The 23,798-nt window shown below is 64.7% G+C and carries 22 protein-coding genes; 10 read left to right on the top strand and 12 right to left on the bottom strand.

The window, feature by feature from the left end:
* Positions 1 to 17: 17 nt before the first annotated feature.
* Genes ACUXVH_RS00810 through ACUXVH_RS00785 form a run of 6 tightly spaced genes read left to right on the top strand, consistent with a single transcriptional unit; the run spans position 18 to position 5,767 of the window.
* Positions 18 to 641 (top strand): CDP-alcohol phosphatidyltransferase family protein, encoded by a 624-nt coding sequence (locus tag ACUXVH_RS00810; protein WP_011064360.1) that lies wholly within the window; start codon positions 18 to 20, stop codon positions 639 to 641.
* A gap of 10 nt (positions 642 to 651) precedes the next feature.
* Positions 652 to 2,409, top strand: coding sequence for a bifunctional alpha/beta hydrolase/class I SAM-dependent methyltransferase (locus tag ACUXVH_RS00805; RefSeq protein ID WP_011064361.1), 1,758 nt, complete (start codon positions 652 to 654; stop codon positions 2,407 to 2,409).
* Complete coding sequence (locus tag ACUXVH_RS00800) at positions 2,409 to 3,755, top strand: phosphatase PAP2/dual specificity phosphatase family protein (protein ID WP_065365151.1); 1,347 nt, start codon at positions 2,409 to 2,411, stop codon at positions 3,753 to 3,755. Before ACUXVH_RS00805 ends, ACUXVH_RS00800 begins: the two co-directional genes overlap by 1 nt.
* The gene (locus ACUXVH_RS00795; protein ID WP_015637562.1) at positions 3,745 to 4,200 is read left to right on the top strand and encodes a hypothetical protein; all 456 of its coding nucleotides are present in this window, start codon (positions 3,745 to 3,747) and stop codon (positions 4,198 to 4,200) included. Before ACUXVH_RS00800 ends, ACUXVH_RS00795 begins: the two co-directional genes overlap by 11 nt.
* A 9-nt stretch (positions 4,201 to 4,209) precedes the next feature.
* Positions 4,210 to 4,833, top strand: coding sequence for a lysophospholipid acyltransferase family protein (locus ACUXVH_RS00790; protein ID WP_011064364.1), 624 nt, complete (start codon positions 4,210 to 4,212; stop codon positions 4,831 to 4,833).
* A gap of 1 nt (position 4,834) precedes the next feature.
* Positions 4,835 to 5,767, top strand: a complete 933-nt coding sequence (locus ACUXVH_RS00785) for a phosphatidate cytidylyltransferase (protein ID WP_011064365.1) — start codon at positions 4,835 to 4,837, stop codon at positions 5,765 to 5,767.
* A gap of 5 nt (positions 5,768 to 5,772) precedes the next feature.
* On the opposite strand, the gene ACUXVH_RS00780 is transcribed toward ACUXVH_RS00785, so the two are convergent.
* Positions 5,773 to 6,246, bottom strand: a complete 474-nt coding sequence (locus ACUXVH_RS00780) for an Lrp/AsnC family transcriptional regulator (RefSeq protein WP_011064366.1) — start codon at positions 6,244 to 6,246, stop codon at positions 5,773 to 5,775.
* Positions 6,247 to 6,405: 159 nt separating this feature from the next.
* Between ACUXVH_RS00780 and ACUXVH_RS00775 the strand changes: the two genes are divergently transcribed.
* Positions 6,406 to 7,020, top strand: coding sequence for a LysE family translocator (locus ACUXVH_RS00775; RefSeq protein ID WP_370505724.1), 615 nt, complete (start codon positions 6,406 to 6,408; stop codon positions 7,018 to 7,020).
* A 173-nt stretch (positions 7,021 to 7,193) separates the two neighbouring features.
* Here the strand turns inward: ACUXVH_RS00775 and ACUXVH_RS00770 are convergent, their stop codons facing one another.
* The 6 genes from ACUXVH_RS00770 to ACUXVH_RS00745 form a co-directional block, all read right to left on the bottom strand.
* Positions 7,194 to 9,344, bottom strand: coding sequence for a hypothetical protein (locus ACUXVH_RS00770; RefSeq protein ID WP_065364986.1), 2,151 nt, complete (start codon positions 9,342 to 9,344; stop codon positions 7,194 to 7,196).
* A complete protein-coding gene (locus ACUXVH_RS00765) occupies positions 9,331 to 10,533 on the bottom strand; it encodes a DUF3142 domain-containing protein (protein ID WP_065364985.1) in 1,203 nt (400 codons plus the stop codon). Before ACUXVH_RS00765 ends, ACUXVH_RS00770 begins: the two co-directional genes overlap by 14 nt.
* A 216-nt stretch (positions 10,534 to 10,749) precedes the next feature.
* On the bottom strand, positions 10,750 to 12,789 hold the full coding sequence (locus ACUXVH_RS00760) for a 2Fe-2S iron-sulfur cluster-binding protein (RefSeq protein ID WP_065364984.1): 2,040 nt from the start codon (positions 12,787 to 12,789) through the stop codon (positions 10,750 to 10,752).
* A gap of 23 nt (positions 12,790 to 12,812) precedes the next feature.
* A complete protein-coding gene (locus ACUXVH_RS00755; RefSeq protein WP_053154760.1) occupies positions 12,813 to 13,442 on the bottom strand; it encodes a glutathione S-transferase family protein in 630 nt (209 codons plus the stop codon).
* A gap of 126 nt (positions 13,443 to 13,568) precedes the next feature.
* Positions 13,569 to 14,471 carry a LysR family transcriptional regulator gene (locus ACUXVH_RS00750; protein WP_011064372.1) on the bottom strand — a complete coding sequence of 301 codons (903 nt, stop codon included), beginning with the start codon at positions 14,469 to 14,471 and terminating at the stop codon, positions 13,569 to 13,571.
* A gap of 70 nt (positions 14,472 to 14,541) precedes the next feature.
* On the bottom strand, positions 14,542 to 14,862 hold the full coding sequence (locus tag ACUXVH_RS00745) for a hypothetical protein (RefSeq protein WP_019093392.1): 321 nt from the start codon (positions 14,860 to 14,862) through the stop codon (positions 14,542 to 14,544).
* A gap of 351 nt (positions 14,863 to 15,213) precedes the next feature.
* Between ACUXVH_RS00745 and ACUXVH_RS00740 the strand changes: the two genes are divergently transcribed.
* The 3 genes from ACUXVH_RS00740 (at position 15,214) to ACUXVH_RS00730 (ending at position 17,575) form a co-directional block, all read left to right on the top strand.
* The gene (locus ACUXVH_RS00740; protein ID WP_065364983.1) at positions 15,214 to 16,440 is read left to right on the top strand and encodes a PAAR domain-containing protein; all 1,227 of its coding nucleotides are present in this window, start codon (positions 15,214 to 15,216) and stop codon (positions 16,438 to 16,440) included.
* 5 nt (positions 16,441 to 16,445) lie between these two features.
* Positions 16,446 to 16,907 (top strand): hypothetical protein, encoded by a 462-nt coding sequence (locus ACUXVH_RS00735; RefSeq protein WP_011064375.1) that lies wholly within the window; start codon positions 16,446 to 16,448, stop codon positions 16,905 to 16,907.
* A 281-nt stretch (positions 16,908 to 17,188) separates the two neighbouring features.
* Complete coding sequence (locus tag ACUXVH_RS00730) at positions 17,189 to 17,575, top strand: hypothetical protein (RefSeq protein WP_015637570.1); 387 nt, start codon at positions 17,189 to 17,191, stop codon at positions 17,573 to 17,575.
* A 93-nt stretch (positions 17,576 to 17,668) separates the two neighbouring features.
* Here ACUXVH_RS00730 and glmS read toward each other — a convergent pair whose 3' ends face one another.
* The 5 genes from glmS to atpD all read right to left on the bottom strand — a co-directional run bounded on the left by glmS (position 17,669) and on the right by atpD (position 23,773).
* Entirely contained in the window at positions 17,669 to 19,501 is a 1,833-nt protein-coding gene (gene glmS, locus ACUXVH_RS00725; RefSeq protein ID WP_019095991.1) for a glutamine--fructose-6-phosphate transaminase (isomerizing), read from the bottom strand.
* A gap of 10 nt (positions 19,502 to 19,511) precedes the next feature.
* On the bottom strand, positions 19,512 to 20,282 hold the full coding sequence (locus ACUXVH_RS00720; protein ID WP_169892547.1) for a DeoR/GlpR family DNA-binding transcription regulator: 771 nt from the start codon (positions 20,280 to 20,282) through the stop codon (positions 19,512 to 19,514).
* A gap of 160 nt (positions 20,283 to 20,442) precedes the next feature.
* Positions 20,443 to 21,810, bottom strand: coding sequence for a bifunctional UDP-N-acetylglucosamine diphosphorylase/glucosamine-1-phosphate N-acetyltransferase GlmU (gene glmU / locus ACUXVH_RS00715; protein WP_011064379.1), 1,368 nt, complete (start codon positions 21,808 to 21,810; stop codon positions 20,443 to 20,445).
* A 115-nt stretch (positions 21,811 to 21,925) separates the two neighbouring features.
* Positions 21,926 to 22,351: a F0F1 ATP synthase subunit epsilon gene (locus tag ACUXVH_RS00710; protein WP_011064380.1), complete on the bottom strand. Its 426-nt coding sequence runs from the start codon at positions 22,349 to 22,351 to the stop codon at positions 21,926 to 21,928.
* A gap of 45 nt (positions 22,352 to 22,396) precedes the next feature.
* Positions 22,397 to 23,773: a F0F1 ATP synthase subunit beta gene (gene atpD / locus ACUXVH_RS00705; RefSeq protein WP_011064381.1), complete on the bottom strand. Its 1,377-nt coding sequence runs from the start codon at positions 23,771 to 23,773 to the stop codon at positions 22,397 to 22,399.
* Positions 23,774 to 23,798 lie beyond the last annotated feature (25 nt).

The following is a 23,798-nucleotide window of genomic DNA, read 5'->3' as shown; positions in this document are numbered from 1 at the left end:
CAAGGAACCGTCCCATCATGCTCTCGATTTACCAGCTCAAACCGCGCTTTCAGAACCTGCTGCGGCCGTTGGTGCAGCGCCTGTACGACAACGGCACCACGGCCAACCAGATCACTGTCCTGGCCGCCGTCATCTCGGTCCTGGTCGGCACCGTCATTGCCCTGTTCCCCGGCCATGCCTGGCTGTTCGCCCTGATTCCCCTGTGGATGATCCTGCGCATGGCGCTCAATGCCATCGACGGCATGCTGGCGCGGGAATTCGGCCAGCAATCGCGCCTGGGGGCCTACCTCAACGAACTCTGCGACGTGGTCGCCGACAGCGCCCTGATCCTGCCTTTCGCCCTGTTGCCCGGGGCCAGCCTGCTGCTGGTGCTGGCCGTGACCCTGCTGGCGCTGTTCAGTGAATACGCCGGGGTGCTCGGGCCCATGGTCGGGGCCTCGCGGCGCTACGACGGGCCCATGGGCAAGAGCGACCGCGCCTTCATCCTCGGCGTACTGGCCACCGGCATCGCCCTGGGCTGGCTCAGCGCCCTGTGGATAAACGGCGTGCTGGCACTGGTGGCCGCACTGCTGGTCTACACCCTGATCAATCGGGTCCGCCAGGGCCTCAAAGAAGTTCAGCACAATGCTCCCTCTGCATAAGGAAATGGCTATGCGCGACGCTCAACACCAGACGTTCCGAACCCATGACGGTGTCGAACTGTTCTACCGCCACTGGCCAGCCACTGAAGTGGCCCCTGGCGAACCGCGGCAAGCGGTGATGCTGTTCCACCGCGGTCACGAACACTCCGGGCGCATTGCCCACCTGGTGGAAGAGCTGAACCTGCCCCAGTTCGATTTCTTCGCCTGGGATGCCCGTGGCCATGGCCAGTCGCCGGGCGCCCGTGGCGACAGCCCGAGCTTCGCTACCAGCGTGCGCGACGTGCAGACCTTCTGTGATCACCTGGGCAGCGCTCATGGGATCGCCGAGGAAAACATCGCCGTGGTGGCCCAGAGCGTGGGCGCGGTGATCGCGTCCACCTGGGTCCACGACTACGCGCCGCGCATCCGCTCCCTGGTGCTGGCCTCGCCGGCGTTCAAGGTCAAGCTGTACGTGCCCTTCGCCCGGCCCGGCCTGGCCCTGATGCGGCGCTTTCGTGGCAACTTCTTCGTCAACAGCTACGTCAAGGCGCGCTTCCTGAGCCACGACCCGGAGCGGGTCCGCAGCTATGACAGCGACCCGCTGATCACCAAGGCGATCTCGGTGAATGTACTGCTGGGCCTGTATGAAGCGGCAGACCGGGTGGTAGCCGACGCCCAGGCGATCCAGGTGCCGACCCAGTTGCTGATCTCCGGCTCCGACTTCGTGGTGCATCGCAAGCCCCAGGAGCAGTTCTTCGAGCGCCTGGGCAGCCTGCACAAGGAAAAGCACATCCTCCCGGGCTTCTTCCACGACACCCTGGGGGAAAAGAACCGGGCGCCGGCCATGGCCAGCATCCGTCGCTTCATCCTGCAGAATTTCGAGCGCCCGCTGAACCGCCCTGCCCTGCTGGACGCCGACCGCCTGGGCGTTACCTGCGCCGAGTCCGAAGCCCTGGCCGCGCCGCTGCCGCACAATTCCCTGCGCGACCTGTACTGGCGCGCCACCCGTGCCAGCATGCGCCTGGGCAGCCAGCTGTCGGCGGGGGTCAAGCTGGGCTTCGACACCGGTTTCGACTCCGGCAGCACCCTGGACTACGTCTACCGCAACCGCCCCACCGGGCATTCCGCACTGGGCCGCATGATCGACCAGAACTACCTGAACTCCATCGGCTGGCGCGGCATCCGCCAGCGCAAGCTGCATGTGGAAGAACTGCTGCGCCTGGCCATGGAAAAACTCCGTGAGCAAAACAGCGAAGTGCGCATCGTCGATATCGCCGCCGGCCACGGCCGCTACATCCTCGAAGCCCTGCAAGGGGTCAGCCCGCTGCCGGAGTCGATCCTGCTGCGCGACTACAGCGATATCAACGTGCGCGACGGCAGTGCGCTGATCCAGGAGAAAGGCCTGGGGGACATCGCCCGCTTCGTCAAAGGCAACGCCTTCGACCGCGAGGACCTCGCAGCCCTGGACCCGAAACCCACCCTGGCGGTGGTCTCCGGGCTCTATGAGCTGTTCGCCGACAACCAGATGGTCGGCGGCTCCCTGGCGGGCCTGGCCAGTGCCGTGGAGCCCGGCGGCTACCTGGTGTACACCGGCCAGCCGTGGCACCCGCAGCTGGAACTGATCGCCCGCGCCCTGACCAGCCACCGCGAAGGCCAGGCCTGGGTCATGCGCCGCCGCACCCAGGCGGAGATGGACCAACTGGTGGAGGCCGCCGGCTTTCGCAAGGTCACCATGCGTGTGGATGAATGGGGGATCTTCAGCGTATCCCTGGCGCAACGGGTGCAATGATGGCCGCAGGCGCCTTGCCGGCCCGGGAGCCGGGGCTGCTGAAACCCGCGGTGCTCTGGCTGCTGTTGCTGGCACCGCTGTTCTTCAGCACCTACGGCTTCGCCACCTGGGTCACCGCCCAGCGCGACGACGTCGGCAGCATGGTCTTCGACTGGGAACGGCACATGCCGTTCTGGGCCTGGACCATCGTGCCCTACTGGTCCATCGACCTGCTCTACGGCTTCTCCCTGTTGTTGCCGCGCAGCCGTGACGAGCTCAAGCGCCACGCCCTGCGCCTGCTCACCGCCCAGGTAATCGCGGTCAGTTGCTTCCTGCTCTGGCCGCTGAGCTTTACCTTCTCCAGGCCGGAACTGGACGGGGTTTTCGGCTGGCTGTTCGCGGTGCTGGCCGGCTTCGACAAGCCCTTCAACCAGGCGCCGTCGCTGCACATCGCCCTGCTGGTGGTGCTCTGGGTCTGCTACGCACGGCATACCCAGGGCTTCTGGCGCTGGCTGGTGCATGGCTGGTTCGCGCTGATCGGGGTCTCGGTGCTGAGCACTTATCAACACCACTTCATCGATGTACCCACAGGCGCCCTGGCCGGCTGGCTGTGTGTCTGGCTATGGCCGCTGGACCGTCCCAGCCCGCTGTTCAGTGCCCGTGCGGCCCAGGACCCGAAGCGCCGCCAGCTGGCCCTGCGCTATGGCCTGGGTGCGGCGCTGTTCGCCGGGGCAGCCTTTGCCTGGGGCGGCGCCGCGCTGTGGCTGATCTGGCCCGCGGTGGCGCTGTTGCTGGTGGCCTTGAACTACGCCCTGCTGGGTGCCGAGGGTTTCCAGAAGCGCCAGGACGGCAGCCTCAGCCCCGCTGCACGCTGGTTGCTGGCGCCTTACTTGGCGGCGGCCTGGATCAACTCGCGGCTGTGGACAAGAAAACATCCACAGCCGGACCCGGTTGTGGATAACGTCTGGCTCGGGCGCCTGCCGACACCGGCCGAGCTCAAGGACAGCCCGTTCGACGCCGTGCTCGACCTGTGCGCCGAGCTGTCCCTGGACAGCCGCGGGCTGCGGGCCTACCAGAGCCTGCCGGTGCTGGACCTGTGCGCCCCCAGTGCCGAGCAGTGCCTGGCCGCCGCCCACGCCATCGAACGCCTGCGCCAGCAAGGGCCGCTGCTGGTGTGCTGCGCCCTGGGTTATTCGCGCAGCGCCACGGCGATTGCCGCCTGGCTGCTGCACAGCGGCCGCGCAGCCACGGTGGATGCCGCCATCGTGCAGATCCAGCGGGCCCGCCCGCAGATCGTCCTGCACCCCGCCCACCGCCAGGCGCTGCAAGCCCTGAGCAGCGCCGGGAGAACGGCCCATGTCCACTGAAATGCAGCTCTACAGCGTGGCCAGCCTGCTGCGCCGGGGCCGCGCCCTGGATCAGTTATCCACAGGCCTGACCCTGCTCGGCGCGCTGTATGGCCTGGGCCAGTACCTGCTGACCAGCGTCACCCTGGGCGGGCTGCTGGTCAGCCTGGCCCTGGTGCTGCTGGGGCTTGTGGAAAAGTACCTGGCGCTGCGGGTAGCCTTCGACGCCGACCTGTTTCAACGCGTGGCCGACGCCCCAACTACCCTGGAACACAGTACCCAGGCCCTGGACCAGGCCCTGAGCGCCCTCGGCCTGCAACCCGCGCAGCGCGGCGGCCGGCCCTGGGACCAACGCAGCCGCGGGGCCCTGGGCCTGCTGCGCCGCCAGGCATTACTGCTGGCAGCACAAGTGCTGGTGATACTGAGCGTGATCCTGGTCAGCCCCTGGCTGACCTTTGCCGGATAAGGAATGCCCATGTTCGAACCCCTGGTCGCCAATCTCATCACCTCCGCCGCCCGCAGCATCACCGGCGCCCGCAGCCTGTGGCTGGGCTCGGCACCGCGCGCGGTGCAGCGGATCTACTTCGCCAACCACAGCAGCCACGGCGACTTCGTACTGCTCTGGGCCTCCCTGCCGCCGGCCCTGCGCAAACTGACGCGGCCCGTGGCCGGCGCCGACTACTGGCAGAAAAGCAACCTGCGCCGCTACATCATCAATCGGGTGTTCAACGGCGTGCTGATCGACCGCGAGCGCAAGGAGGCTGTGGATAACAACCCCCTGCAACCCATGATCGATGCCCTGGAGAACGGCGACTCGCTGATCATCTTTCCGGAAGGCACGCGCAACCCCGAAGACGGCCTGCTGCCGTTCAAGAGCGGGATCTACCACCTGGCCAAACGTTATCCACAGGTTGAGGTGATTCCGGTGTGGATCGCCAACCTCAACCGGGTCATGCCCAAGGGCCGCTTCCTGCCCCTGCCGCTGCTGTGCACCACCAGTTTCGGCGCCCCCCTGACCCTGGAAGAAGACGAAACCAAGGAACACTTCCTCGAACGCAGCCGCGCCGCGCTGCTGGCCCTGGCCCCGGAGCACGCCTGAGATGGATAAGCAGACCCTGATGTTATTCGGCGGCATCGGCGCCATTCTGGTGCTGGCCTCGCTGATCGGTTTCATCCTCCAGTGGCGCACCCGTGGCGCGCCCAACCCGGTGATCGACAACCTCAATGCGCGGATCAATGCCTGGTGGGTGATGGTGCTGGTGATCGGTATCGCCTTCTGGCTCGGCACCGCGGCGGTGATCCTGCTGTTCTATGCGGTGTCGTTCTACGCCCTGCGCGAGTTCCTCACCCTGACCCCGACCCGGCGCAGCGACTATCCGGCCCTGGTGGCGGCCTTCTACCTGGCCCTGCCCCTGCAATACCTGCTGATCTACTCCGACTGGTACGGGCTGTTCTCGATCTTCATTCCGGTCTACGTGTTCCTGCTGCTGCCGATCCTCGCGTCGCTCGGTGGCGACAGCACGCACTTCCTGGAGCGTGCCTCCAAGGTCCAGTGGGGGCTGATGATCGCGGTGTTCTGCGTGTCCTTCGTGCCCGCCCTGCTGACCCTGGACATCGCCGGCTATGAAGGCCGCAACCTGCTGCTGATCGCTTACCTGGTGATCGTGGTGCAGCTCTCGGACGTGCTGCAGTACGTCTGTGGAAAACTCTTCGGCAAGCGCAAGATCGCCCCCAACCTGTCGCCGTCCAAGACCGTGGAAGGCTTTGTCGGCGGCATCCTGCTGGCTTCGATGATCGGCGGGGCGCTGTTCTGGATCACCCCGTTCAATGTCTGGCAGTCGTTCCTCATCGCCCTGCTGATCAACCTGCTGGGCTTTGCCGGCGGCATCGTCATGTCGGCGATCAAGCGCGATCGCGGGGTCAAGGACTGGGGGCACATGATTGAGGGCCACGGCGGCATGCTCGATCGCCTGGATTCGGTGTGTTTCGCCGCGCCGATCTTCTTCCACCTGGTGCGCTACTGGTGGACCTGAAGCCTTCAGCCCGGTAGATGCCCCAATGGCAGGGGCCCCGGGGTTTTCACCGTGTGAATCGCGAAGTTGCTGCGGATGTCGCTGACCCCGGGGATCTTCAGCAAGTGGCCGGTCAGAAAGCGGTCATACCCACGCAGGTCCGGGACCACCACTTGCAGCAGGAAATCCGATTCACCCGATACCAGGAACGCCGAGATCACCTCCGGCAACTGCAATACCGCCTGGCGGAAGGCTTCGGCCTCGGCATCGTTGTGTCGCTCCACCTTGACCCCGACGAACACGGTCAGCCCCAGGCCCACCTCGTCGCGGTCCAGGGTGGCCTGGTAGCCACGGATCACCCCGGCCTCTTCCAGCATGCGCACCCGGCGCAGGCAGGGTGACGGCGACAGGCCGATCTCTTCGGCCAGCTGCACGTTGCTCAGGCGACCATCGCGCTGCAGCGCGGCGAGGATCTTGCGGTCATAGGCATCAAGTTTCATGTTTGGCATATCCAGATGGTGATTCCTTTCATTAGTGGAACATTATGCCAATTTCAGCTTTCCCGTTGGTTGATTACGCAAGCACCTGCCCTGCCCTGTGGCCCTAAACTGGGCGCACCGACTCGACAACGAAGGGGGTGCAAGGTGGCGCAACTGTGGATGTATTTCCTGGCTCTGGCGGTGGTCTACCTGCTGCCCGGCCCCGACATGATCCTGCTGCTGCAAACCGGCGCCCGCCAGGGCAGGGCCCAGGCTCTGGCCACCGCGCTGGGCCTGGCCCTGTCCCGCGGCTGCCATGTGGCCCTGGCCGCGCTGGGCCTGGCGGCGCTGTTCAAGGCCGCGCCCTGGACCTTCGACCTGGTACGCCTGGCGGGCGCCGCCTACCTGCTGTGGATTGGTATCCAGTGCCTGCGGGCGAACCTGTTGCCCAACCTTGAGCCCGGCACCGCCGCAGCCACGCCCCTGCGCTGGCGCGAGGCGATCCAGCGCGGCCTGTTGACCAACCTGCTGAACCCCAAGGCATTGCTGTTCTGTTCGGTACTGCTGCCGCAGTTCGTCGATCCCCAGGCCGGTGCGGTGGTCCCGCAATTCATGACCCTGGGGGTGCTGCTGGTGGCCGTGGGCGGCCTGTTCGACTGCTGCTACGCCCTGGCCGGTGCCGGGCTGGGCCGCTGGATGCAGCGCAGCCCGTCGGCGCAACGAGTGCAGCAATGGCTGTTCGGCAGCCTGCTGATCGGCTTCGCCCTGCGCCTGACGTTCGTCCAGCAGGCCTGACGGCACCTGTAGCCGCTGCCGAGCCTCGGCGAAGCTGCGCGAAGGTCCGCAGGACCTTGCCTGGCGATCCCCGGCAAAATATTCGCCCCAGAAATCGCCGCGACCGCTGCGTCGGAGTGCCGCCCAGCTCGTACGCAGCCTGCGGCAGCGGCTACAGGATCCTGGGCACGCTTTTATGTCGCCTTGTGCGAGGACACCGCGCGGCGGCGTCGGAACAGGTAGGCCGTCCCCAACAGCAGCACGCCGGCACCGGCGCCGGCAGCCAGCCTGTGCTCGGCCACCGCGGAACGGGATGCGTCCAGCCACTGGGTCAGGTAGCGCTTGTTGGCGCTGCCGAAGTCCGGTTCCTCACAGTTCATGCCGAAGTTGCCGGCCCACTCCACAAAGGGACCGTTCTGCACATAGCGCCGGTAGTACTCGATCTCGGCATCGCTGCCCCGGGTCCAGCGCGCCGCCTTGCACAGCACCGCGGCATAGGCCTGGCTGGTGTGGGGCAGGAAGTCCGCCGCCTGGTTGCCCAGCTCGCCGGCCACGTAGCGATAGTGGTAGCGCACATCGGGTTCGGCAGTGGTGGCCTGCTGGCGCTGCACTTCGTCGGCGCTGATCAGCGGGCCAGCCTGTACCGGCGGGATTTCCAGGCTGTAGCTGCCCCACAGGCTGTGGTAGTCCGGACCCATCTCGTAGCCGAGGATCTCCATCCCCGACGCCCGTGCCAGCTTGCCCGCCTGGTAATAGGCCTCGGCTCGCCGGGTTGGCAGCCAGGCCGACTCGGCGCTGCGCCGGTACTCGCCGTAGGCCTTGGCGATAGCCTGGCGCTCGGGGGTGTAGAAGTAGCCCCAGCCCTCTTCGTAGCGGCCCTCGCGCAACAGCCGCCGGCCCAGCAGTTCGCGCACCTGGGCGGCAATCGGCAGGCTCTCGTAGTAGGCATCGGGCTGCTGGGGGACGAGCGGCGGCGCCGGAACCTGGGCGTCGACGAAATGCTTGAGTTCATCCAGGGTCAGCACTCGCTCAGCCACGGTTGCCGCGTCGTGCCAGTAAATGTCGCCACTGCGGTAGAGCAGCTCGAACGCCTGCACATAGTCGCCACGGTCCAGGGCCAGCAAGGCGCTTTCGCCTTCTACCCGGCAGCCCGGCTTGAGGTCTTCATAGTTGCCGTCGTAGTCGCCGCGAAAGCCCCAGCTCTCGTCCCGGGGGAAAGCCGCGGCGGCCTTGGCGTAAGCGGCTGCGGCCGCAGCCTTGTCGCCGTCGCGCACGGCCAGCTTGGCCCGCAGCCACCAGGCCAGGCCACCGTCGCCGGCATGCTCGAGCAGCAACCGGGTGGTGGCGAAATCGCCGTTCTGGTAATTCAGCGCCGCCAGGCGATCGGCGTTGTCGAAGGTGCCGGCGGTGCCCTGGCTCAGCAGCTTGATCAGTTTTTGCTCGGCCTCCGGCTTTTCACCGAAGGACCAGCCCTGGTGCGAAACCAGTGAAGCCGTGAGCAAACGCGCCACCGAGGGCTGCTTGAGCTGCTCCAGCAATTGCGCGTCCGACAGGCCGCCCAACTCGCCCACCACCTGCTTCAGCGAGCTGTAGCCGACCTCCGACCCCAGCAGGTTCTGGCTGGCATACAGATCGATGGCCTCGCTCCAGTGGTTCTGGTTCTTCAGAATGCGCGCCTCTTCCCCCAGGCTGGCGATGCCCAGCTCCAGGGGGTCGCTGAAGCCGTCGATGCTCAGTTGGCGGGTCTGGACGAAGGCCTGGCGCGCCGCCAGCAAGGTGTCGCTGCGCCCCTGGTCGTCCAGCTCGTTGGCCTCTTCACTGATGGCTTGCAGGGCCCGGCCCAGGGAGTAGGCGGCCCAGGTACTGCGCAGCGCCCGCTGCTCGGCGGGCAGCGCCAGCACCTTGCGGAAATACTCCGCCGCCAGCTCATGATCCCCGGCGCCGAAGGCCACCGCGCCCGCGGTGTAGAGGTTGATCTGCGGCGGCAGGCTGGCCCCTTGCTGCTCCGCCACGCGCCCGTCATTGAGCGTGCGCAACTGCCCGACCAGGGCTTTCTGGGCGTCGTCCAGCCCTTGCTGTTCCGCCCAGTTGCGCGCCTGTACCTCGTAGCTGTCAGGCAGGTTGTAATCGCGGCTGAAGGCATCCTTGACCACTGGCTTGAGCCCGACGATGGGCTTGCCCAGGCGGGACACTTCGAACTGGAAGCTGCCTTCCGGCAACTGCGCCAGGGTCTGCGGGCGATCCTCCAGCAGGCGCATGGGGAAGGTCGGACCGCAGGCCAGGGCCGGGGCCAAGGGCAGGCACAGGCTCAGGCACAGCAGGTAGCGGGATCTAGGGACGAACATGTGCAGCTCCTTGGTCAATTTTTGTACAGCGGGCCCAGCCCACGGCCCGGGTGCCGCCCGCCGCCAGACGGCCGGCCTGCTGGCGGGTCAATAGCAGCTGGCCGTCACGCAGCTCGGCGGAATAACCGCCCAGCCCGTCGAATCCGTCGCATTGGGCAACGGCCAGGGTCAGTTGTTCAGGCAAAGGGCGGTCGAGATTGCCCGGGTTGTCCAAGCGGATATCGAAGAGACCGTCCTGCTCCTGCAGGCTGATGCCCAAGCGGCTGTCCAGCACGTCTCCACGGGCCACCGCGCGCAGGGTATCCAGGCTCCAGGCGCGGACATCGCCCTTGAGCGGCAGGCGAAACCAGATCAGCCCGGCCAGATGGGCCGGCGGATCATTGCGCAGGGTCTTGGCCAGTTGGCTCAGTTGCTCGGGGTCGGCCATCAGCTCCCGGCGCTGGCCCCGGCGCGCAATGGGCGCCTCGCTTTCCACCACTGGAGCCTGGGCGGTGCCGGGCAGCAAGGCCACGCCGTAGGCAGGCAGGGCCAGGTAGAACGGCTTGTCGCTGACCCCAGCCCAGCGCCTGGCCCATTGTTCAGCCTGGTGCGGGTCGAACAGCCCGCGCCGGGGGTCGCTGACCGCATGTACCTGGAGCACGCTGCTGTCGACCTGAGCCAGCAGCCCGGGCAACTCGCGGCTGTCGAGCCAGGAGGGCAGCGCGGTGATGCTCAGGGCCAGCTGCTGCGGCAGCACCTCGCGCAGCCGCCGCAGAAGCCCGGCATAGGCCGGCAGCCGGGCGCTGCCGGCATCGTGGTCGATCTCCAGGCCGGCCAGGGTCAGGCCCTGCCCTTGCCAGTCGGCCAGCAGTTGCTGCACCTGCTGGAGGATGTCGTCCTGGTTCAGGGACGGCAGTTGGCCATCCAGGCGCACCACCGCAATCAGTGGGCGACCGTCTTGCTTGAGCAAGGCGGCGTCGATCCGCGCCCGGCTCCAGCCGGCCTGTGGAAAAGCCTGCAGGGCCAGCACCCGGACGGTGGAAAAGTCCGCCCGCGAGCCTGCCAGGGCGTCGGCGTGGGCCGGGGTCCACTGGCGTTGCCAGATATAGAGCTGCTGATCCAGGGGCGGCCCCTCTTCATGACGACAGGCATTGAGCAGCAGCCCGCAGACCAGCACGGCGCAAAGACGGAGCAAAAACCGGGGGAGCATGAATCGTTGATTCCCTTTAACGCAAAAGCCCCGGAATACCGGGCGCCATACACCTGATCGACATCGCCTGTAGCCGCTGCCGGGCCCGCGAGGCAGCGAAAAGAACCGCAGGGCCTTCCCCCCTCACTTACAACCCGCAGCTACTGCGACAAAGCAGCCGCCAGCCTACGCAGCAGCGCGGTTGGCAGCAATCGCCGCAAGGAGTTTTTCCCGCTTCTACAGGTCCAGCACCAACGCTGGCACCAGGTTATCCACAGCCGCCGGCACCGCGCAGCAGATCAGTACCTGCCCCGGATCCGGTAACTGTGCAGGCACCTGTGGATAATTCACCTGACCGCTGATCAACCGAGTCTGGCAAGTGCCGCAGGAGCCGCCACGGCAACTGAATGGCGGATGCAGGCCGGCACTCTCCGCCAGTTGCAGCAGGCTGCCGCTGGCCGGCTCCCAGGACAGCTCCCGGCCGGCCTGCTGGAACCGCACCGCCACGGCCCGGGTGGCGGCAGGCGGTTGGGCAAAGGGCACGGCCTCGGGGTCCGGCCGGCGGCGCAGGGTCGAAGGGCCGAAGGTTTCGGCATGGATCTGCCGGTCGTCGATATCCAGGTCCCGCAGGCTGTCGTACAGGCCCTGGGTAAAGGCCCCGGGGCCGCAGAGCACGAAGTCTGCGCGGTCAAGATCCAGGTCCGGTTGCGCCAGCAGCAGTTGCACATCGATGCGCCCGCAATGATCGAAGCCAGCACCCGGCCGGGCCCCGGCTTCCGGCTGGCTGAGCAGGCGCAGCAGCCGCACTGAATCCCCAGCCTGCGCCAGCAGGGTTTGCAGCTCCTTGGCAAAGGGTTGCTCGGCAAGCGTGCGCGAACCCTGGATCAACCAGGTGGGCCGGGTATGCCGGGTGCGCAGGCCCTGGTACAGCACCTCCCGCAGCATCGACAGCAACGGTGTGATGCCGACCCCGGCCGCCAGCAGCACCAGTGGCTGTGACGACAGCGCATCGGCAGTGAAACGCCCCTGTGGGGCGCGGGCCTGCAGCAAGTCGCCGACCTTGAGTGCCTGATGCAGGTGGCGGGAAACCTGGCCCTCGCGCTTGACGCTGATACGCAGAAAGTCATCGGAAGGCGCGCTGGACAGGCTGTAGGTGCGAATCAGCGGCTGGCCGTCGAGCACGACTTGCACGGGCAGGTGCTGGCCGGGCACAAAGCTCGGGGCGCCGGCTGCATCCGCCGGTTCCAGGTAGAAGGAGCGAATGCTGCTGCTTTCGTCCTCGATCCGAGTCACCCGCAATGGCCGCCACTGCTGGCCCAGGGCCGTGGCGCGCAGCCGAGCCTCGGCTTGCGGCCAACTGCCGGTCAGCAGGCTGTTGGGGGAAAAACCCTGCAACTGCCAACGCAGGGACAGCGCCGCCGGGCGCCGTACCAGCCGCTCCACGGTAAAGCGCCACAACCGCTCGGCGCCCTGGAAGGCCTTGACCAGCGGCCCGTCGTGGATGATTTCGGTGCGGCCGCTGAGCTGCAGCAGCTCACCGCTGGGAAAGTCGATGAACAACAAGCCGGCCCGGGGGTTGAGCAGCAGGTTGCCCAGGGTGTTGAAGTGCAGGTTGCCGGCAAAATCCGGGATGGTCAGGCAATTGCCCTCGACCCGGACGAACCCGGCCTGGCCGCCACGGTGGGACACATCCACCGAGCGCTGGCCGTCCAGGTCGACGTAGCTGGCGACAAAGAAAGTGTCGGCGCCACCGATCAGGGCCCGAGCCTCAGGATCCAGGCCGTCGCGATACTGTGCCGGCCGGCTGGCGGGGTCGCTCAAGGGCACCTGCTGCAGCTCGCGCTGCTGGATGTATTGCGGGCAATTGCCGAACGCCTGTTGCACCGTCACGCTGAAGCCGTGGCGGTCCACAGCACTGACCCGGCCATTGAGGCGGTTGCGCCGCCGGGTGTGCAGTTCAATGCCCAGCAAGCCCAGGGCCGCACCTTCCTGCAACTGCACGGGGTCGTCGGCGGCAGGCAGGCTGCCCAGGCGCAGCCGGGTCGCCTCGGGGGCCTGGGCGAAACCGGGCGGGCCTTCGAGAATGCTCGCCCAGGGGTTGCCCTGGGCATCCACCGCGCCCACCAGGATGAACGGCAGTTGCCCGTAGAACTGCCGGTGCTGATCCGGCATCGCCTGGCGGATCACCTTGGTGCCAAAGGCCTCCATGCGCTCGGCCACTCCGGCCCGGGCCTGCAACTGCCGCTCGCCGGCATGCCAGGGGGAACTGCTGCTCATGGTGCTGCCTCCGCAGGTGCGCCTCAGGCGCTTTTGAGCCCCGCCGCCGTGGACGGCATGGGCACGAAGCCCGGCAAGGCCTCGATCCGCGCCAGCCAGGCCCGCACGTTGGGATAATCGGCCAGGGACACGTTGCCCTCCGGCGCGTGGGCGATATAGCTGTAGCCGGCGACGTCGGCGATGGTCGCCTGTTCACCCACCAGGAACGGCCTGCTCGCCAGTTCCTGGTCCATGACCTTGAGCAGGCCGTGGGCGCGGGCAATGACCTCTTCGGCATTGAAGGTGGCGCCGAACACCGTGATCAGTCGCGCCGCCGCCGGACCGAAGGCGATCGGCCCCGCCGCCACCGACAACCAGCGCTGTACCTGCGCCGCGCCCACCGGGTCGGTGGGCAACCAGCGGCCGCGGCCATAGCGTTGCGCCAGGTACACCAGGATCGCGTTGGAGTCCGCCAGCACCGTGCCCTGGTCATCGATCACCGGTACTTGGCCAAAGGCGTTGAGGGCCAGGAATTCGGGCTGCTTGTGGGCACCCTGGGCCAGGTCGACAAAGATGGTTTCGGTAGGCAGGTCCAGCAGCGACAGCATCAGCTCGACGCGGTGAGCGTGGCCGGACCGGGGAAAGTTGTAGAACTTGATGGGAAGCAGGGACATGCTCGACTCCGCAGGCTGGGACGCGGTCGAAGGGCCGCGCTGGCAGGGCCATCTTGGTCCATGACGCAAAACAACAGAATCACCAGAAATCGCAATCCGGCATTTCAGCCAGCGCAATAAAGCTGATCAAGTATTGAGCGATGGATGCTCGCGCAGGGCCTGCACGGCGAAATCGACAAAGCTGCGTACCCGCGCCGGCGCCTTGCGACCGCCCTGGTACACCACGTGGATCGGCAAGGGCGGCAGCTCGAAATCCGCCAGCACGATCTGCAACTGGCCGGCAGCGACCTGATCGGCCACCTGATAGGACAGCACCCGGGTCAGGCCCAGCCCCAGGCAGGCGGCACTGATGGCGGCCTGGTTGGCGCTCACCAGCAGCCGCGGTTCCGGGCGCAGGCTCAGAGCGCGCCCGGCGTCGTTGAATTGCCAGTGGCGCGCCTGGCCGGTGGAGGATGGCGCAATCAGCGGAGCCTGGCGCAGGTCATCGGGGTGCTGGGGGCAACCATGGGCCGCCAGGAATCCGGGGGCTGCACAGACCACCCGGCGCACCTGGCCTACTCGGATGCTGTGCTGGCCGCTGTCCGGCAATTCGCCGATGCGCACCGCCACATCGATGCCTTCATCCACCATGTTCGCCACTCGGTCCACCAGCAAGGCGTTGATGCTGACCTGTGGATAACGTTGCAGGTAACGCACCAGCAGCGGGGTGACGAACAGATCGCCGAACAGCACCGGCGCAGTCAGGCTCAGTTGCCCCCGTGGCTGGGCGTGGATGCCGGCGGCCGAGGCCTCGGCATCCTGCACCTCGGCGAGAATGCGTCGGCAGTCCTCCAGATAACGTTGCCCGGCTTCGCTCAGGTGCACCTTGCGGGTGGTGCGTACCAGCAACTGGGTGCCGATGCGCTGTTCGAGGGCTGCCACGGCCCGGGTGACGCTGGCCGCCGACAGGTTAAGGCGCCGCGCAGCCGCCGCGAACCCCTGCTCCTGGGCGACACAGACGAACACCTGCATTTCCTGAAACCTGTCCATGTCTTATCTCACCTGGCAGCGCCCGCCCGACAGGCGCCCCGCACGCGCAGCATAATCCACGGCCACGACGTCAGGGAGCGCACCAGGTCTGCACCTCGTGCTTGTCGAATCCGGGGCAACGGTTGGTTTTGGCAATCAACCGGTAAGGTTGGTCTTGGGCGTAGGAAAAATAGAAGTAGTACTGCTGATCTTCACCGTATAGCCAATAGGAAGAGGAACCCTGGTTGATCAGGGTCGGTTCAAAGGTCCAGATGGACGATTCGGCAGGAATGAAATTGGTTCGGTCCATCAGCAGCAAGAGGCTGTTGGAGAGCACTGGGGTCAGGACTCCCAGGCCCAGGACAGCCACCATCAGAACGATCATCCATCCATGAATCAGGCGAAGTCTCATTGGTTTTCCATTAGCGCGCTAAAAAATTCCGGCCTGTGCACAAGTCGGGATTCGCCGGGGCGTCCACTGGCACTCGCAGTGGATTCGCAGAACCAAAACTGTCGCACAAAAATAACGCTCTGATTTCAATTGTTTTTCGAAGATCCAACGCGGACAGGCGAGCAAGGACAAGGGTGCACCCCAGACGTTTGGTTCCTTCCCGCCGGCGGCGTGAAGCGCGAGTGGTCCCCTGTGACGACAGACTGCCTTCCAGCTCTTGCCGCGCCCCCGGTTACTCTTTGATAATCCGCCGCTCGGGCCACCCACTGGCCCCAGGGAAGATGCGTATCGCATCGCAGGCGGAGTCTCAGCATGGATGTACAGGCCGCAGCGCGGTTGGGCGACGACATCGCCCATGGATTCGGAGTTGCTGCCATGCTCGCCGGCGCGGTCGCGGGCGCTCTCATAGGCGCGGCCATCATCGCGGCTACCGCGGCAACGGGCGGCCTGGCGGCGGTGATCCTGGCGGGTTCGGTCGCCGCCGGCGGCTTGTCGATGTTCCAGCTGGTAAAGGGACTTTCGACCATCTTCGATCTGCCCGAGCCAACCACCGGTGAACTCATAAGGGGCAGCCCCAACGTATTCGTCAACTTGCGCAATGCCATGCGTGCCGGCGAGGACGTGTCCAGTTCCTGTACCGGCTTTCCCGTGGCGCATCCCCCCTGGCCCTTCCCGGTCACCATCGCCGAAGGCAGCGCTACCGTTTACATCAACGGCAAGCCGGCGGCGCGACTGAGCAGCAAGATGACCTGCGGCGCGCATATCAAGTCCGGTAGCCCGAACACCTTCATCGGCGGTCCGACGCTGCAGGTGGAATTCGTGCTGGATATCGAGGGCTGGCTGCATACCGGCCTGGAGGCGCTGGGCCTGGTCGCCGCCGCCGGCGCGCTGGTGCTGGCCGCCATGGCCGGCCTCGCGGCCCTGCTGACCACCGTGGCGGTGGGGGCCGCGATCTATGGCGGCATGGAGTTGCTGGGCCAGCTCGGCGACCGGCTCGGCCCGGGCTACCGTGACCTGCTGCAAGGTATCGCCGGCCTGGCGCTGCTCGGCGCCGGGCCGAAAATGGCCAAGTTGAGCGCCGAACGCAATGCCGCGCGACTGGCCAACCAGTCGCAGGTGCTCGAGGTGCGCACGGCCGCCCAGGTCAACGAGGCGATGGTCGCCGAGGGCAACTTGCCGGCTTGGCTGGAAGGCACCCAGGTCAAGACCGAAATAGTGCCACCGGGAAGGCAATACCAGATGGTCGTCGCCAAGGGCCAGGCCGAAGCCATCATGCAGGGCAAGCCAGCCTTCGGAGGTTTCGCCGCCCCCGAGCCGATTCCCAGCCAGGCCTATGCTCGGGATAAACTGGTGATCCTCGATCGATTCAAGACAGACGTATCCCATGTGATCACCGTCGAAACCACCGCACCGCAAAAGATTCACAGTGGTATCACCGGCCCGCTGGAGAACTACAAGGGCGGCGTGCAGCAGGTGGAGTTCGTCGGTGACAGGAATCTGAAAATTGTCGGCACGCCTGGTGTGCTGCCTGTGGAGTGAAAGTTGTGATTAGTGATTTCGAGCGGATCCGCGAAGACGGCAAGGTCATCGACGAAAACATGACGGTGGACCAGATGATCGCCCTGGGGTGGTCTCCTTGCCGGGTCGTCGAGGCTCGCTGGCGCTGGCAGGAACAGCTCCTGAGCGTGGTCAACAGCCGCGGCCTGCTGGCGATCGTGGTGCCGGATCGGCAACACCTGGCCATCCTGTGGAACGATGACGATACGGGCGTGGCCGCAACCCTCTACGTGGTCTCCGGCGACCGCCAGCAACAGATCAGGATTGCCGACCAGTTACTGATCAATGGCCAGCTCGAAGCAGGTATCTACAGCTGGTTCGAGCAGTTCCCGCAGGTTTCGCCCAGCATCTTTACCTGCATGTTCAGCCGTCAACGTGACCAGGCAATGTTCAGGGTGGATATCGACGCGTCGACTGGCGACATTGTTTCGATACAGCATTCGCGCTGAGCGCTGTTCAGCACCGCCACGCCTGAGCGACGAGCGCTGCAGGCAGGCAAAGGGAAATAACAAAGAGGGGAGCCCGGTTGGGCTCCCCTCTTGCTGTGTCAGCTTCGATGATCCAGGACCATCACTTGAGTGATCGTGAAGATTAAAGACTGTCTCGCCAGCCCAAGGAAATATCGCCCCGAATGCTGTCGCGGAATTGTTTCCTACTGATGCTGGCAGCGGCATGGCGCTGAGATGGGCTTGCCATTTTGGCAACCCATCACAGTAGAGAGAGGCCTGATATGCCCACTTTGAATCCTGCAATCACGCTGGTCGGCAACCTTGACCAATTCAACCATGATGGTTTCGAGATCGAAGCCATGAACTTCCTCTTCGATCGCCTTGATCGTGGCAACCTGACGGTGGATGGCGAGCCCCTGTACATTGGCAATCAAGCTGTCCATCACTACACCTGGCGCGACAAACAACGTAACCGCACCTGCTCAATGTTCTACACGTATGGCAATACCCCGAGCAGTCATCTTTCGGTTTATGGCCTGGGCAAACACGTTGGTGACAGCGACAAGGAATACGCGCTCTACACCTGGATCGACAAGAAAGAACAGCTGTACACCCTGGCCCCAACCCGCAGCGATTCACGCTTTCGCTCGCTGCTAGCGCCAAACTGAGTCGGCGCCATGTGAAGCAGCCCCCTGCAACAAGGCGCTCATCTGGAGCGCCTTGTTGCAAGAGCGAGCACCTGGGCGGTCACTGTGGATAACTCACTCCACGGTCACCGACTTGGCGAGGTTGCGCGGCTGGTCGACGTCGGTGCCCTTGAGCACGGCCACGTAGTAGGACAGCAGCTGCAGCGGGATGGTGTAGAGGATCGGCGAGAGGATGTCGTGGATGTGCGGCATCTGGATCACGTGGGTGCCTTCGCCATTGGTCATGCCGGCCTGCTCGTCGGCGAACACGATCAACTCGCCGCCACGGGCGCGCACTTCCTGCAGGTTGGACTTGAGCTTTTCCAGCAGCTCGTTGTTCGGTGCCACGGTAACCACCGGCATGTCGTTATCCACAAGCGCCAGGGGGCCGTGCTTGAGCTCGCCGGCCGGATAGGCTTCGGCGTGGATGTAGGAAATCTCCTTGAGCTTGAGCGAGCCTTCCATCGCCACCGGGTACTGGGCACCACGGCCGAGGAACAGGGTGTGGTGCTTGTCGGCAAACAGCTCGGCCGTTTTTTCCACCACGCCATCCATGGCCAGGGCTTCGCCCAGGCGGATCGGCAGGCGACGCAGCTCTTCCACCAGCTCGGCTTCCACGCCGGCGGCCAGGGTGCCACGTACCTGGCCCAGGGACAGGGTCAGCAGCAGCAGGCCCACCAGTTGGGTGGTGAAGGCCTTGGTGGAGGCCACGCCGATCTCGCGACCGGCCTGGGTCAGCAGGGTCAGGTCCGATTCACGCACCAGGGAGCTGATGCCGACGTTGCAGATCGCCAGGCTGGCGAGGAAGCCCAGCTCCTTGGCATTGCGCAGAGCGGCCAAAGTGTCGGCGGTTTCGCCGGACTGGGAGATGGTCACGAACAGGGTATCGGGCTGCACCACCACCTTGCGGTAGCGGAACTCGCTGGCCACTTCCACCTGGCAGGGGATGCCGGCCAGTTCTTCCAGCCAGTAACGGGCGACCATGCCGGCATGGTAGCTGGTGCCGCAGGCGACGATCTGCACATTGCGCACCTTGGCGAACAGCTCGGCGGCTTGCGGACCGAAGGCCTGGACCAGTACCTGGTTGGCACTCAGGCGGCCTTCCAGGGTGCGCTGCACCACGGATGGCTGCTCGTGGATTTCCTTGAGCATGAAGTGGCGGAACTCGCCCTTCTCTGCCGCTTCGGCGCCATCGCGGTACTGCACCGCTTCGCGTTCCACGGCCTTGCCGTTGATGTCCCAGATCTGCACGCTGTCGCGGCGGATTTCGGCGATATCACCTTCTTCCAGGTACATGAAGCGGTCGGTGACCTGGCGCAGGGCCAACTGGTCGGAGGCGAGGAAGTTTTCCCCCAGGCCCAGGCCGATCACCAGCGGGCTGCCACTGCGGGCCGCAACCAGGCGGTCCGGCTGGCTGGCGCTGATCACGGCCAGGCCGTAGGCACCATGCAGCTCCTTGACGGTGGCCTTGAGGGCCTTGGTGAGGTCTCCCAGGTCCTTGAGCTTGTGGTTCAGCAAGTGGGCGATGACTTCGGTGTCGGTGTCCGAAGTGAACTCGTAACCCAGGGCGCCGAGCTGCGCGCGCAAGGCTTCGTGGTTCTCGATGATGCCGTTGTGCACGATCGCCAGGTCGCCGGAGAAATGCGGGTGGGCATTACGTTCGCATGGCGCACCGTGGGTGGCCCAGCGGGTGTGGGCGATGCCCAGGCGGCCGACCAGCGGCTCACTGGCCAGGGCCTGCTCCAATTCGCTGACCTTGCCCGGGCGCCGCATGCGCTCCAGCTTGCCCGCATTGGTATAGACCGCCACACCGGCGCTGTCGTAGCCGCGGTATTCGAGGCGCTTGAGGCCTTCCAGCAAAATGGCGGTGATATTGCGTTCAGCAACGGCGCCAACAATTCCACACATGGTTTCTCTCCTAGCTGACAGCCGCGCAAATCAGAGTTATGCCGCGGGCCTGGATCTGGTCGCGGACCTCTAAGGGCAGGCGATCATCGGTAATAAGGGTATGGACGCTGCTCCACGGCAGCTCCAGGTTGGGAATCTTGCGGCCGATCTTGTCGGATTCGACCATCACCACCACTTCCCGGGCCACTTCGGCCATGACCCGGCTCAAACCCAGCAGTTCGTTGAAAGTGGTAGTGCCACGGGCCAGATCGATGCCATCGGCACCGATAAACAGCTGGTCGAAGTCGTATGAGCGTAGAACCTGCTCGGCCACCTGGCCCTGGAAGGACTCGGAATGCGGATCCCAGGTGCCACCGGTCATCAACAACACCGGCTCGTGCTCCAGCTCGCTCAGGGCGTTGGCCACATTCAGCGAGTTGGTCATGACCACCAGGCCAGGCTGCAGGCCCAGCTCGGGGATCATCGCGGCGGTGGTGCTGCCACTGTCGATGATGATCCGGGCATGCTCACGGATACGCTGCACCGCAGCGCGGGCAATGGCCTGCTTGTAGAGGGATACGGGCTGGCCAATATCGCTGACCAGTTCCTGGGGCATGGTGATCGCTCCACCGTAGCGGCGCAGCAGCAAGCCATTGCTCTCCAGGGCGGCCAGGTCCTTTCGAATCGTAACTTCAGAGGTTTCGAAACGCTTGGCCAACTCGTCGACACTCACTTCGCCCTGTTCATTGAGCAAGGCAAGGATATTGTGGCGACGTTGAGGTGTGTTGCGTTTTGACATGATGGCTTTAAGTTTCGATTCGAAAGATAACGGAAGCAATAAAAACCCAAGATCGAAACTTCGTCAAGCGCGCAGGTGAAAAAAATCGCCGGCAAGCCGGCTCCTACAGATGGGTGTAAGAGCCAGCTTGCCGGCGAACAGGGTTCCGCGGTTGTGGATAACCTCAGTCCTTCTTGATCTTCTCCGGCCGTTTCCAGCCATCGATGTTCTTCTGCCGGGCGCGGCCGACCGCCAGTTGAGCCGGGGCCACATCCTGGGTGATGGTGGAACCGGCAGCCGTGGTGGCGCCGGAGGAGATATCCACAGGTGCTACCAACGAGTTGTTGGAGCCGATGAACACGTCTTCGCCCATGATCGTCTTGTGCTTGTTCACCCCATCGTAGTTGCAGGTGATGGTGCCGGCGCCAATGTTGGTGCGCGCACCGATCACCGCGTCGCCCAGGTAGGTCAGGTGGCCGGCCTTGGCACCCTGGCCCAGGTGGGCATTCTTCAGTTCGACGAAGTTACCCACATGAGCCCTGGCTTCCAGCACGGTACCGGGACGCAGCCGGGCGAACGGACCGGCATCGCTGCCCTCGCCCATCACCGCGCCATCGAGGTGGCTGTTGGCCTTGATCACCGCGCCCTTGCGCAGGGTGCTGTCCTTGATCACGCAGTTGGGGCCGATGATCACGTCGTCCTCGATCACTACCCGGCCTTCGAGAATCACGTTGATGTCGATCAGCACATCACGGCCAACGATGACTTCGCCACGCACATCAAAACGTGCCGGGTCGCGCAAGGTCACGCCCTGGGCCATCAACCGGCGGCCAGCCCGCAGCTGGTAGTGCCGCTCCAGCTCGGCCAGTTGCTTGCGGTCGTTGGCGCCCTGCACTTCCATGGCGTCGTGGGGCTGCTCGGTGGCGACGATCAGGCCGTCGCTGACCGCCATGGCGATCACGTCGGTGAGGTAGTACTCGCCCTGGGCGTTGTTGTTGGACAGCCGGCCGGTCCAGTCGCCCAGGCGCTTGCCGGGCACTGCGAGAATGCCGGTGTTGCCTTCGGTGATGGCGCGGGTGGCTTCGTCAGCATCCTTCTGCTCGACAATGGCGACGACTTTGCCGTCGGCATCACGAACGATGCGCCCGTAGCCGGTAGGGTCGTCCAGCTCGACGGTAAGCAGGCCCAGTTGCTCCGGCCCCACCTGCTTGAGCAGGCGCTGCAGGGTCTCGACTTCGATCAGCGGCACGTCGCCGTAGAGGATCAGCACCGTGTCAGCAGTGATAAAAGGCACGGCCTGGGCCACCGCATGGCCGGTGCCCAGTTGCTTGTCCTGCAGCACGAAATTCAGGTCGTCGGCGTCCAGCCGCTCGCGCACCGCATCGGCACCGTGGCCGATCACCACATGGATACGCTGTGGGTCGAGTTGCCGGGCGCTGTGGATAACATGCCCGAGCATGGAGTTGCCGGCGACCGGGTGAAGAACCTTGGGCAGCGCCGAACGCATGCGGGTGCCCTGGCCTGCGGCGAGGATAACGATTTCGAGAGACATGACTGGCTACCAATCCTGGAAGGTCAGACTGCGACCAAGAGGGGGGTGAATGGCGGAAAATAAAAAGGGTAGCCGAGGCTACCCTTTTTAATCAATCACACAGAAAGCCTGCGACTTAGCCGCCGAACTTCTTGCGGATCTGCTGGACGGTACGCAGCTGAGCTGCGGCCTCGGCCAGACGTGCAGCAGCAGAACCGTAGTCGAAATCTGCGCCTTTTTCATTCAGGGCCTTCTCAGCAGCCTTGACGGCTTCCTGAGCGGAGGCTTCGTCCAGGTCGGCAGCACGTTGCACGGTGTCGGCAAGAACCTTGACCATGTTCGGCTGAACCTCGAGGAAACCACCGGAGATGTAGAACACCTCGGCTTCCCCGCCCTGCTTGATCAAGCGGATCGGACCTGGCTTCAGGTTGGTGATCAGCGGTGCGTGACCCAGAGCGATACCAAGATCACCCAGTTCACCGTGCGCAACCACCATCTCCACCAGACCGGAGAAGATTTCCCCTTCCGCGCTGACGATATCGCAATGGACTGTCATAGCCATCTGCTTGCCTCAACCTAAATTAGCGCCCGTTGCCGGGCGCCGGGATTACAGTTTCTTGGCTTTCTCGATCGCTTCGTCGATGCCGCCGACCATGTAGAACGCTTGTTCTGGCAGGTGGTCGTAGTCACCGTTGAGGATGCCTTTGAAGCCAGCGATGGTGTCTTTCAGGGAAACGTATTTGCCTGGAGAACCAGTGAAGACTTCAGCCACGAAGAACGGCTGCGACAAGAAGCGCTGGATCTTACGAGCGCGGGATACCAACTGCTTGTCGGTTTCCGACAGCTCGTCCATACCCAGGATCGCAATGATGTCCTTCAGCTCTTTGTAACGCTGCAGTACGTACTGAACGCCGCGAGCGGTCTCGTAGTGTTCGTTGCCGATCACGTTCGGGTCCAGCTGACGGGAAGTCGAGTCCAGTGGGTCTACCGCTGGGTAGATACCCAGGGAAGCGATGTCACGGGACAGAACGACGGTGGCGTCCAAGTGGGCGAAGGTGGTCGCTGGCGACGGGTCGGTCAAGTCGTCCGCAGGTACGTATACCGCTTGGATCGAGGTGATCGAGCCTTGCTTGGTCGAAGTGATACGTTCTTGCAGAACGCCCATCTCTTCAGCCAGGGTCGGCTGGTAGCCTACTGCGGAAGGCATACGGCCCAGCAGTGCGGATACTTCGGTACCGGCCAGGGTGTAACGGTAGATGTTGTCGACGAACAGCAGAACGTCGTTACCTTCGTCACGGAACTTCTCGGCCATGGTCAGGCCGGTCAGGGCTACGCGCAGACGGTTTCCCGGCGGCTCGTTCATCTGGCCGTAGACCAGTGCCACTTTGTCCAGAACGTTGGAGTCCTTCATCTCGTGGTAGAAGTCGTTACCCTCACGAGTACGCTCACCCACACCGGCGAACACGGAATAACCGCTGTGCTCGATGGCGATGTTACGGATCAGTTCCATCATGTTTACGGTCTTGCCTACACCGGCACCACCGAACAGACCGACTTTACCGCCCTTGGCGAACGGGCAAACCAGGTCAATTACCTTGATCCCGGTTTCCAGCAGGTCGTTGCCGCCTGCCTGTTCTGCGAAGGAAGGTGCTGGACGGTGGATGCCCCAACGCTCTTCTTCACCGATAGGACCGGCTTCGTCGATTGGGTTGCCCAGTACGTCCATGATCCGGCCCAGGGTCGCTTTACCGACCGGTACGGAGATGGCTGCGCCAGTGTTGTTGACGTCCAGACCGCGCTTCAAGCCTTCGGTGGAGCCCATCGCAATGGTACGCACCACGCCGTCGCCCAGCTGCTGCTGAACTTCCAGAGTGGTTTCGGCGCCTTGAACCTTCAAGGCGTCGTAGATGCTCGGTACGCTGTCGCGTGGAAATTCCACGTCGATAACGGCGCCGATGATTTGAACGATACGTCCGCTACTCATAGCTGGATCCTCTGAATATTTGAAC

The sequence above is a fragment of the Pseudomonas sp. 8(2025) genome (assembly GCF_052665325.1).
The sequence above is the reverse complement of the archived record's forward strand: the minus strand, read 5'-3'. Positions and strand labels throughout refer to the sequence as shown.

Excerpts from the sequence above, each read along its gene's own strand:
- ACUXVH_RS00810 (WP_011064360.1), top strand. The coding sequence starts at position 18 with ATGCTCTCGATTTACCAGCTCAAACCGCGCTTTCAGAACCTGCTGCGG.
- ACUXVH_RS00805 (WP_011064361.1), top strand. The coding sequence starts at position 652 with ATGCGCGACGCTCAACACCAGACGTTCCGAACCCATGACGGTGTCGAA.
- ACUXVH_RS00800 (WP_065365151.1), top strand. The coding sequence starts at position 2,409 with ATGGCCGCAGGCGCCTTGCCGGCCCGGGAGCCGGGGCTGCTGAAACCC.
- ACUXVH_RS00795 (WP_015637562.1), top strand. The coding sequence starts at position 3,745 with ATGTCCACTGAAATGCAGCTCTACAGCGTGGCCAGCCTGCTGCGCCGG.
- ACUXVH_RS00790 (WP_011064364.1), top strand. The coding sequence starts at position 4,210 with ATGTTCGAACCCCTGGTCGCCAATCTCATCACCTCCGCCGCCCGCAGC.
- ACUXVH_RS00785 (WP_011064365.1), top strand. The coding sequence starts at position 4,835 with ATGGATAAGCAGACCCTGATGTTATTCGGCGGCATCGGCGCCATTCTG.
- ACUXVH_RS00780 (WP_011064366.1), bottom strand. The coding sequence starts at position 6,246 with ATGAAACTTGATGCCTATGACCGCAAGATCCTCGCCGCGCTGCAGCGC.
- ACUXVH_RS00775 (WP_370505724.1), top strand. The coding sequence starts at position 6,406 with ATGTATTTCCTGGCTCTGGCGGTGGTCTACCTGCTGCCCGGCCCCGAC.
- ACUXVH_RS00770 (WP_065364986.1), bottom strand. The coding sequence starts at position 9,344 with ATGTTCGTCCCTAGATCCCGCTACCTGCTGTGCCTGAGCCTGTGCCTG.
- ACUXVH_RS00765 (WP_065364985.1), bottom strand. The coding sequence starts at position 10,533 with ATGCTCCCCCGGTTTTTGCTCCGTCTTTGCGCCGTGCTGGTCTGCGGG.
- ACUXVH_RS00760 (WP_065364984.1), bottom strand. The coding sequence starts at position 12,789 with ATGAGCAGCAGTTCCCCCTGGCATGCCGGCGAGCGGCAGTTGCAGGCC.
- ACUXVH_RS00755 (WP_053154760.1), bottom strand. The coding sequence starts at position 13,442 with ATGTCCCTGCTTCCCATCAAGTTCTACAACTTTCCCCGGTCCGGCCAC.
- ACUXVH_RS00750 (WP_011064372.1), bottom strand. The coding sequence starts at position 14,471 with ATGGACAGGTTTCAGGAAATGCAGGTGTTCGTCTGTGTCGCCCAGGAG.
- ACUXVH_RS00745 (WP_019093392.1), bottom strand. The coding sequence starts at position 14,862 with ATGAGACTTCGCCTGATTCATGGATGGATGATCGTTCTGATGGTGGCT.
- ACUXVH_RS00740 (WP_065364983.1), top strand. The coding sequence starts at position 15,214 with ATGGATGTACAGGCCGCAGCGCGGTTGGGCGACGACATCGCCCATGGA.
- ACUXVH_RS00730 (WP_015637570.1), top strand. The coding sequence starts at position 17,189 with ATGCCCACTTTGAATCCTGCAATCACGCTGGTCGGCAACCTTGACCAA.
- glmS (WP_019095991.1), bottom strand. The coding sequence starts at position 19,501 with ATGTGTGGAATTGTTGGCGCCGTTGCTGAACGCAATATCACCGCCATT.
- glmU (WP_011064379.1), bottom strand. The coding sequence starts at position 21,810 with ATGTCTCTCGAAATCGTTATCCTCGCCGCAGGCCAGGGCACCCGCATG.
- ACUXVH_RS00710 (WP_011064380.1), bottom strand. The coding sequence starts at position 22,351 with ATGGCTATGACAGTCCATTGCGATATCGTCAGCGCGGAAGGGGAAATC.
- atpD (WP_011064381.1), bottom strand. The coding sequence starts at position 23,773 with ATGAGTAGCGGACGTATCGTTCAAATCATCGGCGCCGTTATCGACGTG.